Consider the following 13,438-nt stretch of genomic DNA (forward strand, 5'->3'; position numbering starts at 1 on the left):
GCCTCAGCGGCTCAGCTTGGCGGCGATATCGGCCTCAATCATCGCTGCCAGGCTGCGTGCGGCCCTGTCCTCGCCATCGCGGATGGCCCGCAGTCGGGCATAATTCTGGCTCGGCAGATCGAGGAGGGCGGTCGCGGCGCGCACACCGCTGGCAATGACCTTGCCGTCGGCGCGTGCGGTCAGCGTGTAGGTCCCGCTCACAGTGGTCCGCGCGGCAGTGAAATCGTTGTCGGTTCCCGCCGCCAGCACGTTGCCGGTGCTGCCCTGGACGCGCAGCGCCAGCGTGTAGTCAGGACTGGCCGGTTCGCCAGCGCCGCCGCCGAACTTGAAGATGAGCTCGTTGCGGACGACCTGCTCGACGCGGGTGGTGGCCGGCTTGATCTCGATCCCGGCCAGATCGGCTCCGCCTTCGCCGTACAGCGGTCGCACCTGGCAACCGGCAAGCAGGGACGAGGCCACCAGCAGGCCAAGCGCCAGCGGCGCCAGGCGGGTCTTGTTTCGGTCAGATGACGACATTGACGATCCTCTGCGGAACCACGATGATCTTGCGCGGCGGCTTGCCGCCGGTTGCCGCCTGCACGACATCGAGCGCAAGCGCGGCCTGCTCCACCATAGCCGGATCGGCGGTGCGGGCAATTGTCAATTCACCCCGTTTCTTGCCATTGATCTGCACGGGCATGGTGACCTCGTCGTCCGAGATCAGCGATTCATCGAATGCCGGCCAGGAAACGCTGGCAAGCAGGCGTCCGTTGCCGAGGCGAGACCAGCATTCCTCGGCGAAATGCGGCATCATCGGCGCCACCAGGTGCAGCAGGATGTCGACCGCTTCGCGGCAGGCGGCGACCATCCGCGGCTCGGCCTTCCCGGCCGCGACATCCGCAAGCGGTGCGGCGAGCCCGTTGACGAATTCGTAGATGCGGGCGACTGCCTTGTTGAAGGCGAGCTTCTCGATGTCCGAGCCCACGGCCTTCAGCGTCCGGTGGGCAATCCGCGAGACGTCGCCGGCGGGGCCGTCGGTGGCCGACGCGCCGGACACACGCGCCAGGACATCCGAACTCTCCCCCAGCAGCCGCCAGATGCGCTGCACGAAGCGATGCGCACCCTCGACGCCCGATTCGGTCCAGATGACATCGCGTTCGGGCGGGGAATCCGAGAGCATGAACCAGCGCGCGGTGTCGGCGCCATAGGAGGCAATGATGTCGTCGGGATCGACGACGTTCTTCTTCGACTTCGACATCTTCTCGATCGAGCCGATTTCCAGCGGCGCGCCGTCGCTCAGCCGCGTGGCGGTGCGCACGCCGTCGATGTCCTGGATGCGGATGTCGGCGGGCGCCACCCAGTCACGGCCGGAGCGATAGGTCTCGTGCACCACCATCCCCTGGGTGAAGAGGCCCTTGAACGGCTCGTCGAGCGCGACATGGCCGCAATCGCGCATGGCGCGGACAAAGAAGCGGGAATAGAGCAGATGCAGGATCGCGTGCTCGATGCCGCCGATATACTGATCCACCGGCAGCCAGGCATTGGCGCGCTGCGGGTCGGTCGCCTCGACGGCCTCGGGCGCGGTGAAGCGGGCGAAGTACCAGGAGCTGTCGACGAAAGTGTCCATGGTGTCGGTTTCGCGCAGCGCCGCGCCGCCGCACTGCGGACAGGTGGCGTTGCGCCAGGTCGGATGGCGATCGAGCGGGTTGCCTGGCTTGTCGAACTCGATGTCGTCGGGAAGCCTCACCGGCAGGTTCTCGCGCGCCTCGGGGACGACGCCGCAGGCCTGGCAATGCAGCACCGGGATCGGACAGCCCCAGTAGCGCTGGCGGGAAACGCCCCAGTCGCGCAGCCGGAAATTCGTCTCGCGACGGCCCCAGCCCTCGGCCTCGAACCGGGCAAGCGAGATGTCCATCGCCTCCTGGCAGGTCTGCACCGTCTCTTCCCCGGCCCAGCGCACATAGCGCACGGTCTGGGTCTTGGGCGGCGTGAAGGCGGTGTCCGTGACGCGCGCGCCGGTGTCGGCCGGAACGAACACGTCGATGACGTCGAGGCCGTATTTGCGGGCGAAATCGAGGTCGCGCTGGTCGTGCGCCGGGCAGCCGATGATGGCGCCCGTGCCGTAGTCCATCAGCACGAAATTGGCGATGAACAGCGGCAGATGCCAGTCGGGATCAGCCGGATGACTGATCTTGATGCCGGTGTCGAAGCCAAGCTTTTCGCCGGTGTCGATCTCGGCCTGGGTGGTGCCGTGACGGCGGCATTCCTCGATGAAGCTCGCCACATCGGGACGATCGGCGGCCAGCGCCCGGGCCAGCGGGTGATCGGCGGCGATGGCGGCAAAGCTCGGGCCGTACATCGTGTCGGGGCGCGTGGTGAAGACCGGCAGGGCGTCAAAGCCTTCGGGAGCGCCGACCAGGCCAAGATCGAAGCGCAGCCCTTCGGACTTGCCGATCCAGTTCTTCTGCATCACCCGGACCTTTTCAGGCCACTGGTCCAGGCCGTCGAGCGCCTGCAACAGGTCCTCGGCATAATCTGTTATGCGAAAGAACCACTGCGTCAGCTCGCGCTGCTCGACCGGAGCGCCGGAGCGCCAGCCCTTGCCGTCGATGACCTGCTCGTTGGCCAGCACCGTCTGGTCGACCGGATCCCAGTTGACCTTGGCGTTGCGGCGGTAGGCGATGCCCTTGTCGAGAAAGTCGAGAAACAGCATCTGTTGACGGTGGTAATAATCCACATCGCAGGTGGCGAACTCGCGCGCCCAGTCCAGCGACAGGCCCATGGACTTGAGCTGACCGCGCATGGTGGCGATGTTCTGATAGGTCCATTCGCGCGGATGCACCTTGTTCTGCATCGCGGCATTCTCGGCGGGCATGCCGAAGGCGTCCCATCCCATCGGATGCAGCACGTTGAAGCCGCGCGCCCGCTTGTAGCGGGCGACCACGTCGCCCATGGCGTAGTTGCGCACATGACCCATGTGAATGCGACCGGACGGATAGGGAAACATCTCCAGGACGTAGTATTTGGGAGCAGGGCTGTCACTGTCGGTCTCGAACAGACGCGCCGTGTTCCATGCTTCCTGCCAACGCACCTCTGCTTCGCGCGGATTGTAGCGTTCAATTGCCATGTCTTGATTCACCAAAGGGAGGTCATAGAGTGGCGACCTTCACCATGAAACCTCGCAAGCGTCAACCTTGCACGGGCCGAAAGCGGCCGGCGGCCCGGAAGCCGATGCGATTGGCAAGCCGCAACGGCTGCGCTAACACAAACCGAAGCAACCAAGGCAGGAGTGCGGCGTGACAGCAATCGACAATCTGGCGGCAGTGCTCGCCGAGATCAGGGCCGCCGAGCAGGAGGCCGCACGCAGGGCCGGCGCGGTGCGCCTGGTGGCCGTCTCCAAGACCCGCAGCGCCGACGAGATCCGGCCGGTGATCGCGGCCGGCCAGCGGCTCTTCGGCGAGAACAAGGTCCAGGAAGCCCAGGCCAAGTGGCCGGGCCTGAAGGCGGAGACACCCGGCATCGAACTGCATCTGCTGGGGCCACTGCAGTCGAACAAGACGGCCGACGCGGTGGCGCTGTTCGATGTGATCCAGAGCGTGGACCGCGAGAAGATCGCCCGCGAGATCTCCAGGGAAATCGCCAGGCAGGACCGCAGGCCGCTGCTCTATGTCCAGGTCAACACCGGATCGGAAGCCCAGAAGGCCGGGATCGAGCCGACGGAAGCCAAGGCCTTCATCGACATGTGCCGGTCCGAACTGGGCCTCGCCATCGAAGGGTTGATGTGCATTCCGCCGGTCGATGAAAATCCGGGGCCGCATTTCGCGCTCCTGGCCAGGATCGCCGCCGAAGCGGGCATAGAGCGCCTGTCGATGGGGATGTCGGGGGATTTCGAAACCGCGATCGCCTTCGGAGCCACCGAGGTGCGGGTGGGGACTGCGATTTTCGGCGAACGGGAGCGGACATAGCGCCAAACTGCCGCACTATCCGTTGGTATGGCTTTCGTTTCGCGCCTGCCGGGCCTAGTTTGCCGCGAGATTTGATCCGGCTGGGCCGGATATCGGGAGGCAGATCATGACGGGCAGCTACGAGCAGGTCTACAGCCAATGGCAGCAGGATCCGGAGCGTTTCTGGATGGAGGCTGCCGGCATGATTGACTGGATCCAGAGCCCGAGCCGGGCGCTGGATCCGGATACCGGCGCCTATGGCAGCTGGTTTGCCGACGGCGTCACCAACACCTGCCACAACTGTCTCGACCGCCATGTTGCCGCCGGCCGCGGCGAGCAGGCGGCGCTCATCTATGACAGCCCCATCACCGACCGGAAACGCTCGATCAGCTATGCCGAGCTGCTGGCCGAGGTGCAGGCCTTTGCCGCGGCGCTGTCGGACATGGGCATCGGCAAGGGCGACCGGGTCATCATCTACATGCCGATGATACCGGAAGCGGTCGTCGCCATGCTGGCCTGCGCCCGGCTTGGCGCCATCCACTCCGTGGTCTTCGGCGGATTTGCCGCCGCCGAACTGGCAACCCGCATCGACGATTCGGAACCGAAACTGATCGTCTCGGCCTCCTGCGGCATCGAACCCGGTCGCATCGTCGCCTACAAGCCGCTGCTCGACCAGGCCATCGAGATGGCGCAGCACAAGCCGGGAGCGACCATCGTCTTCCAGCGCCCGGAACTCGCCTGCAGCATGATGGCCGGCCGCGACCATGATTATGCCGAACTCATGGATAGCCATGCGGGACGCGTGATCGACTGCACGCCCGTGGCCGGGACCGACCCGCTCTACATCCTCTATACGTCCGGAACCACGGGCCAGCCGAAAGGCGTCGTGCGCGACAACGGCGGCCACATGGCCGCGCTGTACTGGACCATGCATGCCGTCTACGGCGTCAAGCCCGGGGAGGTGTTCTGGGCCGCCTCCGACATCGGATGGGTCGTGGGCCATTCCTACATCGTCTACGGACCGCTGCTGCACGGCAACACCACGATCCTGTTCGAGGGCAAGCCGGTGGGCACGCCGGACGCGGGAACGTTCTGGCGGGTGATCGCCGAACACCGGGTTGCGGTGCTGTTCACGGCGCCGACTGCCTTCCGGGCGATCCGCAAGGAGGATTCGAGCGGCAGCTTTGTCGCCGAGCACGACCTGTCCGGCTTCCGGGCGCTGTTCCTGGCCGGCGAGCGCGCCGATCCGGACACGATCCAGTGGGCGGAGAAGCTGCTCAACGTGCCGGTGATCGATCACTGGTGGCAGACCGAGACCGGCTCGACGATTGCCGGCAATCCGATGGGGCTGGGGCTGCTGCCGGTCAAGCACGGCTCCCCGGCGGTGCCGATGCCCGGCTACGACGTCCGGGTGCTCGACGATGCCGGCCATCCGGTGGCGCGCGGCACGCTGGGAAATGTCGTGGTCAAGCTGCCGCTGCCGCCCGGCTGTCTTCCGACGCTGTGGAACGCCGAGGAGCGGTTCCGGGAGGCGTATCTTGCCGAATTCCCGGGCTACTACAAGACCGCGGATGCCGGATACATCGACGAGGACGGCTATCTGTTCATCATGGCGCGCACCGACGACATCATCAATGTCGCCGGCCACCGTCTGTCGACCGGCGGCATGGAGGAAGCGGTCTCCGCGCACCCGGATGTGGCAGAATGCGCGGTCGTCGGCATCGCCGACACCATGAAGGGGCAGATTCCGGCCGGTTTCATCGTGCTCAATTCAAGCAATGGCCGGGATCCCGCCCTCATCGAGGCCGAAGTGGTCAGGCTGGTGCGCGACCGGATCGGCCCGGTTGCGGCCTTCAAGACGGTGATGACGGTGAAGCGGCTGCCGAAGACCCGGTCGGGCAAGATTCTCAGGGCGACGATGCAGAAGATCGCCGACGGCGAGGCCTGGAAGATGCCGGCGACGATCGATGATCCGGCGGTGCTCGAGGAGATCGCCGCAGTGCTCACGGCCCGGGGGATCGGCCAGCACAAAGATTGACCCGGGCCGCCGGTCGCGCCAATGTCCGCCCTTCACGAGAAAAGGACAATCTGATGCGACTTGAGGGAAAAACAGCGATCGTCACCGGCGGCGCCAAGGGAATCGGGCTTGCGATATGCCGGCGTCTGGCTGCCGATGGCGCCAGGGTGATGATCGTCGATATCGATGAAGCGGCCGGCTCCGCGGCCGCCGAAAGCCTGGCTGCGGATGGCTCGGTCCGCTTCATCGCCGCCGATGTCTCCGAACGGCTGGACGTGCACAACCTGGTGGCCCGGACCATCGACGCATTCGGTCCGATCTCGATCCTGGTCAACAACGCGGGCATCGTTCATGCGGCTGATTTCCTCGACATCGAGGAGGCCGATTTCGACCGCGTGCTCAAGGTCAACCTCAAAAGCGCCTTCCTCTGCGGCCAGGCGGTCGCGCGACACATGGTCGCGCAGGTCGGTGCCGGCAATAAGCCCGGCGTGATCATTAACATGTCGTCGATCAACGACACGTTCGCCATCGCCAACCAGGTGCCCTATTCGGTTTCCAAGGGCGGGGTCAGCCAGTTGACCAAGGTGATGGCGCTGTCGCTGGCCACCCACGGCATTCGCGTCAACGCGATCGGGCCCGGATCGATCATGACCGACATGCTCGCCTCCATCGCCCACAACAAGGAGGCGAAGACGCGGATCCTCTCGCGTACGCCGCTCGGCCGGATCGGCGATCCGAGCGAGATTGCGTCGATCGCCTCGTTCCTGGCCTCCGACGACGCCAGCTACATCACCGGACAGACCATCTATGCCGACGGCGGCCGGCTGCCGTTGAACTACACCGTGCCGGTCAAGGACGACTGATTCGTTTCGCGCCGACATGACCCGGGGCGCGAAGATGCTCGGCCCAGCGTCGGTGGCGACAGCTAAACAAAAACCCCGCCGCGGTGACAGTTCACCGGGCGGGGTTTTGCGTCGGGCCGGCGAGGAGGTCGGCCGCCGGTGAGGCCTAGAGGTCGTCGTCGTCGTCGACCTCGGTGCGCTTCATCGAGGACAGCTTGGCAAACACCGCATCGGCGTCGATTTCCTTCTCCACCGGTTCGCCGGAATCGTTGAGGTTTTCGGTCTCGCGGGTGGACACCAGCACGCTGCCGGCTTCCGCCTCGGGCGCTGCGCCCTTGTTGCGGGAGGCGCGCTCGACTTCCAGATCGAGATCGATCTGCGTGCACAGGCCGAGCGTGACCGGATCCATCGGCGCCAGATTGGCGGCATTCCAGTGCGAGCGGTTGCGGATCTGCTCGATCGTCGACTTGGTGGTGCCGACGAGCCGGGAAACCTGCGCATCCTTGAGCTCGGGATGGTTGCGCACCAGCCAGAGAATGGCGTTGGGGCGATCCTGGCGCTTGGACACCGGCGTGTAGCGCGGACCCTTGCGCTTGGATTCGGGAACCCGGACCTTCGGTTCGGACAGCTTGAGCTTGTGCTCGCCGTCGCTCTCGCCCCGGGCGATCTCTTCGCGGGACAACTGGCCCGTCGCGATCGGATCAAGCCCCTTGATGCCCTGCGCAGATTCGCCGTCCGCGATCGCCTTGACCTCGAGCGGATGGAGCTTGCACAACTGGGCAATCTGGTCAAAGCTCAGGGCTGTGTTGTCAACCAGCCAAACGGCCGTTGCCTTTGGCATGAGAAGCTGCTGTGCCATGAATACAATCCTCCTGTCCGTCCGCTCCGGTGGCGCGGGCCGTGGGTCATCCACAAATTCCGGGAAATCGTGGCCCTTATATCCACTTCGCGCGCCAAATGCAATTCGCCAGTGCGGGTGAAAAAACAGGCCCCGAAGTCCGCACCGGACCGGCCCAATGTCTAATTGCCGCCATTGCAACTGCTGCTATGAGTGGACGCGAAATCAGTATGCCGGTCGCCGGGAGACGGCCCGTGCCACGTTGAGGAGGATTCCATGACCCAAAAGACCCACAAGGTTCTCAAGCAGGCCAAGTCGCGCGCACTCATCGACAGCGATACCTATCACGACTGGTACAAGCAGAGCGTCAAGAACCCGGAGAAGTTCTGGGGCAAGCACGGCAAGCGGATCGACTGGTTCAAGCCCTACACCAAGGTGAAGAACACCTCGTTCACCGGCAAGGTCTCGATCAAATGGTTCGAGGACGGCCTGACCAATGTGTCCTACAACTGCATCGACCGGCACCTGAAGACGCGCGGCGACCAGACGGCCATCATCTGGGAGGGCGACAATCCCTATGACGACCGGAAGATCACCTACAACGAGCTCTACGACCAGGTCTGCCGCCTCGCCAATGTGCTGAAGTCCAACGGCGTCCGGAAGGGCGACCGGGTCACCATCTACATGCCGATGATTCCCGAGGCGGCCTATGCGATGCTCGCCTGCACGCGCATCGGCGCGATCCACTCGATCGTCTTCGGCGGATTTTCTCCCGACGCGCTCGCCGGCCGCATCGTCGACTGCGAATCCACCTTCGTCATCACCGCCGACGAAGGCCTCCGCGGCGGCAAGAAGATCCCGCTCAAGCACAATACCGACCAGGCGGTGGCCATCGCCGGCCGCTCCGACGTCGTGGTCAAGAAGGTCCTGGTGGTGCAGCGCACGGCCGGCAAGGTCGACTGGTTCGACAGCCGCGACATCTGGTATCACGAGGCGGTCGCCAGGGCGAAGCCGGACTGCCCGCCGGCAAAAATGAAGGCAGAGGACCCGCTGTTCATCCTCTACACGTCGGGATCGACCGGCAAGCCGAAGGGCGTGCTGCACACCACCGGCGGCTATCTGGTCTATGTCTCGATGACGCACCAGTATGTGTTCGATTATCATGATGGCGACATCTACTGGTGCACGGCCGATGTCGGCTGGGTGACGGGCCACTCCTACATCGTCTACGGTCCGCTCGCCAACGGTGCCACGACGCTGATGTTCGAGGGCGTGCCGAACTATCCGTCGCCGTCGCGGTTCTGGGACGTGATCGACAAGCACCAGGTCAACATCTTCTACACTGCGCCGACGGCGATCCGCGCGCTGATGGGCGCCGGTGATGCGCATGTGACCAAGACGTCGCGCAAGTCGCTGCGCACGCTGGGATCGGTCGGCGAACCGATCAATCCCGAAGCCTGGGAATGGTACTACAACGTCGTCGGCGAGAAGAAATGCCCGGTCGTCGACACCTGGTGGCAGACCGAGACCGGCGGCATCATGATCACGCCGCTGCCGGGCGCCACCGACCTCAAGCCGGGTTCGGCGACCACGCCGTTCTTCGGCATCCAGCCGCAGCTCGTCGACAATGACGGCGATGTGCTCGAGGGCACCGCGGAGGGCAATCTCTGCATCACCGATTCCTGGCCCGGGCAGATGCGCACGGTCTATGGCGACCACGAGCGCTTCATCCAGACCTACTTCTCAACCTACAAGGGCAAGTATTTCACCGGCGACGGCTGCCGTCGCGATGCCGACGGCTATTACTGGATCACCGGCAGGGTCGATGACGTCATCAACGTCTCCGGCCACCGGATGGGCACGGCCGAAGTGGAAAGCGCGCTGGTGTCCCATGATGCCGTCTCGGAGGCGGCGGTGGTCGGCTATCCGCACGACATGAAGGGGCAGGGCATCTATTGCTACGTCACCTTGATGGAGGGGGCGACCGGCGGTGATGAACTGCGCAAGGACTTGGTCAGGCATGTGCGCAACGAGATCGGCCCGATCGCCTCGCCCGACAAGATCCAGTTCTCGCCCGGTCTGCCCAAGACCCGGTCGGGCAAGATCATGCGGCGGATTCTCCGGAAGATCGCCGAGGATGATTTCGCCGCGCTGGGCGACACCTCGACGCTCGCCGATCCGACCGTGGTGACCGACCTGATCGACAACAGACAGAACAAGAAGTCCGGCTGAACCGGTCCGCCGGCAAACCGCTGCGCCCCTGCCGTCGCCGGCGGGGGCTTCGATCCTTGTTGCAGCATTGCAGCTTGCCATCGGCGAATTTCTGAGTCACCATTCCTCCGTGTCCAATTCAACGAGAGGAGGTGATCCGATGTCGAGTGATTCCAAGAATCCGGTTCAGTCTATGCGGTTCACCGGAGTTCAGGGCAGACCCTGAGTTTCAGGTCTTACCGCCGGTCAGGCTGCCGCCAAAGGCGGGTCTGACAGTGACCGACCGGCGCCGGAATTGCGAAGGCCACCCCAAAAGGGTGGCCTTTTTCATGGGCTGCGCCCGCTGATTCGCCGCCGCAATCACGGCTGCTCCGGCCAAAGGCCGCAGTCGCGCCGCTCGCGCCTGCCCCCGGAATAGGCGATGGCCAGGCCGCCGTCCAGCATCGCGGTGGCCAGATCGGCGGGACTGGCGGCCATGTCGGCCAGCACCCGGCCATAGTATTTTCCGCCCGAGATGTTGGTGAGCAGGACATGGTCCCCCCGCAGGGCCAGCGCCTCGAGCCGTTGCCGCGCCTTTCGCGCCGCCCGCCGTTCCGCCGGACATGACGAGCGCATCTCGGCGGCATCGATGCAGCGAAGCCGGACGGAAATGCGCAGGCTGTGCGCCGGCCAGGGAACGGCATCGACCAGAATGGTGTCGCCGTCGATGACCCGGACCACATGCGCCATCACCGGCCCCGGAATCCTGTCGTTGTCACGCGCCTCCGCCGCCGCTGCCGGGCAAGCGCAGACAAGCAGGGCGATGAGCGGACCACAGCGAATCATGCAGAGGAATATATTCTGTATTCATCTCGATGCAATAGGAAATAGATCCTAGAAATCGATCGCCCGGCCGCCGATCTCCCAGTCGCCGTAACGGGCGGGATCAGCGCCGCCGCGACCGCCGACCTCGGGCCGGGCGGCGGGATCGGCCTGGCGCGCGGCCCGCCTGCGCGCCTCCGCCTCGGCCAGAGCGCGCTCGGCGGCGGGCGTCAGGGTGCGGGGCTCAGCACCGCCGGGGCCGGCCGGGGCATCGGCATCGGGCTTGACTGCATCGTCGGGCTCGGTCATGGCGTGGCATCCGCATTGAAGAAGTGATCGAATATTCCCATCTTTATACGGATCAGTCGACCAGGGCCAATACCGGCCGCGTGAGCGACTGCCGCAGAAATGGAATTGCACCATGAATCTCGTCCGAACCGCCATGCTTCTTGCCTTCCTGACCGCCCTCTTCATGGCGGTCGGATTCCTTGTCGGCGGCACCGGCGGGATGATCATTGCCTTCTTCGTGGCGGCGGGCATGAACCTGTTCTCCTACTGGAATTCGGACAAGATGGTCCTGCGCATGCATCATGCCGTCGAGGTGGATGCCCGGACGGCGCCGGAGTTCTATCGCATCGTTGAAGACCTGGCCCACAACGCCGGGCTGCCCATGCCGCGAGTCTTCGTGATCCAGAACCGCCAGCCCAATGCATTCGCCACCGGCCGCAATCCCGAGAACGCGGCGGTCGCCGCCTCGACCGGCCTGCTCGAGACGCTGAGCGACGAGGAGGTGGCGGCCGTCATGGCGCATGAACTGGCGCATGTGCAGAACCGAGACACGCTGACCATGACGATCACCGCGACGCTCGCCGGCGCGATCTCGATGCTCGGCAATTTCGCCCTTTTCTTCGGCGGCAACCGCAACTCGAACAATCCGTTCGGCTTCGTCGGCGTGCTGGTCGCCATGATCGTGGCGCCGTTCGCGGCCATGATGGTGCAGATGGCGATCAGCCGGACGCGGGAATACTCCGCCGACCGGCGCGGCGCCGAAATCTGCGGCAATCCGCTGTGGCTGGCCTCGGCGCTGAGAAAGATCGCCCTGGGCGCGGGCCGCGTGGTCAACGAGGACGCCGAGCGGAATCCGGCCACCGCGCACATGTTCATCATCAATCCGCTCAACGGCCAGCGGATGGACGGCCTCTTCTCCACCCACCCCGCAACGGAGAACCGCATCGCCGCGCTTGAGGCGATGGCGGCGGCGGGCGCGGTTCCCGCCGCTCCGGCCCGAGGCCGCGCGCCCGGGGCGGAGGATTCGGTCGCCGGTCCGTGGGGCAAACCGGCCGCGCCCGGAGCGAAATCCGGACAGGGGCCCTGGGGCCGCAACGGATCGTCGCAGCGCGGTTCGCGCTCGTGAACGGCGCCGGCCGCCGGCCGCCGCGCGGGGGATCAGCCAGCAACCGGGACGGAGCAACGGACGCCAAGCCGGGCCTGGTGGCGCGGAAGACCGCCACCCGGCTGCTCACCGCCGTGATCGACAGCAAGGCGTCGCTCGACGGCCTGCTCGATCATGCCAACGGCAACCCGTTCTTTCTGGCACTGCCAGAACAGGACCGGATGCTGGTGCGGGCGATGCTTCTGGTCACGCTGCGGCACATGCAGGTGATCGACGCCTTCATCGACCGCATGACCGAAAAGCCGCTCCCGGCGGGAGCTCGATCGCTCCGTCACGTGCTGGCGATTGCCACATCTCAGATCCTCTATCTCGATGTCCCCAATCACGCCGCCGTCGATCTTGCCGTCACCCAGGCAAGCGAAGATCCGCGCAGCAGGCGCTTTGCGAGCCTGGTCAACGCGGTGCTGCGGCGCATGATCCGCGAAAAGGACCAGATCCTGCCGCAGCTGACGGCCGGCGTGCGGCCGTTCCCCGGCTGGTTTGCCGATCGCATCGCCGAGATCCACGGCGCGGGCGCCGCCCCCGCTCTGATGGCGGCGATGTCGGCGCCGCCGGCGCTGGACCTGACCGTCAAGTCCGATCCGGCGCTGTGGGCGGAGCGGCTCGGCGGTGTCGTGCTGCCCACGGGCACCGTGCGGATCGCCAAGCTCGGCGGACCGGTGAGTTCGCTGCAAGGCTATGACGATGGTGCCTGGTGGGTGCAGGACGCCGCGGCCAGCATTCCCGCACGCCTGTTCGGCGATCTTGCGGGCAGGCGGGTCGCCGACCTGTGTGCCGCGCCCGGCGGAAAGACGGCGCAACTTGTGATGGCCGGCGCGGATGTGGTCGCGTTCGACCAGTCCGCCAACCGGCTCGAGCGCCTGCAGGGCAATCTCGAAAGGCTCCGGCTCACGGCCGAGACCAGGCTGGGTCGGGCGCAGGACGTGGACGATCCGGCCGGCTTCGACGCCATCCTGCTCGATGCACCCTGCTCGTCCACCGGCACGGTCCGCCGCCATCCGGATATTCCCTGGACCAAGTCGCGGCAGGACATCGAGCGTCTGGCGGTGGTGCAGCGACAGCTGCTGGATGCCTCCATCCGCCTGCTGCGCCCGGACGGCGAGCTGGTGTTTTCCAACTGCTCGCTCGATCCCGAGGAGGGCGAGGACATGATTGCGCGGTTCCTCGCCGAGACGCCGGGCTGGCGCATCCGTCCGGTCACGGCGGATCTCTGGCCCGGGATGGAAGACGCCCTCACACCCGAGGGCGCGGTGCGGACCCATGCCGGAATGCTGCCAAACGCGGATCCGCAGCTGGCCGGACTTGACGGTTTCTACGCCGTGGTCCTGACCCGACTCCCGATATGACCGGTGG

Annotated in this window: 11 protein-coding genes; 6 read left to right on the plus strand and 5 right to left on the minus strand. The window is 65.7% G+C overall.

Features of this window, described 5'->3' with window-relative positions:
• Positions 1-3: 3 nt before the first annotated feature.
• Both lptE and leuS read right to left on the minus strand, forming a co-directional pair.
• On the minus strand, positions 4-516 hold the full coding sequence (gene lptE / locus DFR52_RS15080; protein WP_110032761.1) for an LPS assembly lipoprotein LptE: 513 nt from the start codon (positions 514-516) through the stop codon (positions 4-6).
• Entirely contained in the window at positions 503-3,106 is a 2,604-nt protein-coding gene (leuS, locus tag DFR52_RS15085) for a leucine--tRNA ligase (RefSeq protein WP_110032762.1), read from the minus strand. The genes lptE and leuS overlap by 14 nt, the downstream gene beginning before the upstream one ends.
• Positions 3,107-3,284: 178 nt before the next feature.
• Here leuS and DFR52_RS15090 point away from each other — a divergent pair, with 178 nt between their 5' ends.
• The 3 genes from DFR52_RS15090 (at position 3,285) to DFR52_RS15100 (ending at position 6,803) form a co-directional block, all read left to right on the plus strand.
• The gene (locus DFR52_RS15090) at positions 3,285-3,944 is read left to right on the plus strand and encodes a YggS family pyridoxal phosphate-dependent enzyme (protein WP_425351202.1); all 660 of its coding nucleotides are present in this window, start codon (positions 3,285-3,287) and stop codon (positions 3,942-3,944) included.
• A gap of 106 nt (positions 3,945-4,050) precedes the next feature.
• On the plus strand, positions 4,051-5,961 hold the full coding sequence (locus tag DFR52_RS15095) for a propionyl-CoA synthetase (protein WP_110032764.1): 1,911 nt from the start codon (positions 4,051-4,053) through the stop codon (positions 5,959-5,961).
• Between the two features lie 53 nt (positions 5,962-6,014).
• On the plus strand, positions 6,015-6,803 hold the full coding sequence (locus tag DFR52_RS15100) for an SDR family NAD(P)-dependent oxidoreductase (RefSeq protein WP_110032765.1): 789 nt from the start codon (positions 6,015-6,017) through the stop codon (positions 6,801-6,803).
• A gap of 145 nt (positions 6,804-6,948) precedes the next feature.
• On the opposite strand, the gene DFR52_RS15105 is transcribed toward DFR52_RS15100, so the two are convergent.
• Positions 6,949-7,641, minus strand: coding sequence for a DUF1013 domain-containing protein (locus DFR52_RS15105; RefSeq protein WP_110032766.1), 693 nt, complete (start codon positions 7,639-7,641; stop codon positions 6,949-6,951).
• Positions 7,642-7,896: 255 nt separating this feature from the next.
• Here DFR52_RS15105 and acs point away from each other — a divergent pair, with 255 nt between their 5' ends.
• The gene (gene acs / locus DFR52_RS15110) at positions 7,897-9,852 is read left to right on the plus strand and encodes an acetate--CoA ligase (protein WP_110032767.1); all 1,956 of its coding nucleotides are present in this window, start codon (positions 7,897-7,899) and stop codon (positions 9,850-9,852) included.
• Positions 9,853-10,191: 339 nt separating this feature from the next.
• Here the strand turns inward: acs and DFR52_RS15115 are convergent, their stop codons facing one another.
• Both DFR52_RS15115 and DFR52_RS15120 read right to left on the minus strand, forming a co-directional pair.
• The gene (locus DFR52_RS15115; RefSeq protein WP_110032768.1) at positions 10,192-10,656 is read right to left on the minus strand and encodes a thermonuclease family protein; all 465 of its coding nucleotides are present in this window, start codon (positions 10,654-10,656) and stop codon (positions 10,192-10,194) included.
• A gap of 48 nt (positions 10,657-10,704) precedes the next feature.
• Positions 10,705-10,941 carry a DUF1674 domain-containing protein gene (locus tag DFR52_RS15120; protein ID WP_110032769.1) on the minus strand — a complete coding sequence of 79 codons (237 nt, stop codon included), beginning with the start codon at positions 10,939-10,941 and terminating at the stop codon, positions 10,705-10,707.
• Between the two features lie 112 nt (positions 10,942-11,053).
• Here DFR52_RS15120 and htpX point away from each other — a divergent pair, with 112 nt between their 5' ends.
• Together htpX and DFR52_RS15130 are read left to right on the plus strand one after the other, a co-directional pair.
• On the plus strand, positions 11,054-12,046 hold the full coding sequence (gene htpX / locus DFR52_RS15125) for a zinc metalloprotease HtpX (protein ID WP_110032770.1): 993 nt from the start codon (positions 11,054-11,056) through the stop codon (positions 12,044-12,046).
• On the plus strand, positions 12,043-13,431 hold the full coding sequence (locus DFR52_RS15130) for an RsmB/NOP family class I SAM-dependent RNA methyltransferase (protein ID WP_110032771.1): 1,389 nt from the start codon (positions 12,043-12,045) through the stop codon (positions 13,429-13,431). The genes htpX and DFR52_RS15130 overlap by 4 nt, the downstream gene beginning before the upstream one ends.
• Positions 13,432-13,438 lie beyond the last annotated feature (7 nt).

Source organism: Hoeflea marina (genome assembly GCF_003182275.1).
In the GTDB taxonomy this organism is placed as follows: Bacteria; Pseudomonadota; Alphaproteobacteria; order Rhizobiales; family Rhizobiaceae; genus Hoeflea; species Hoeflea marina.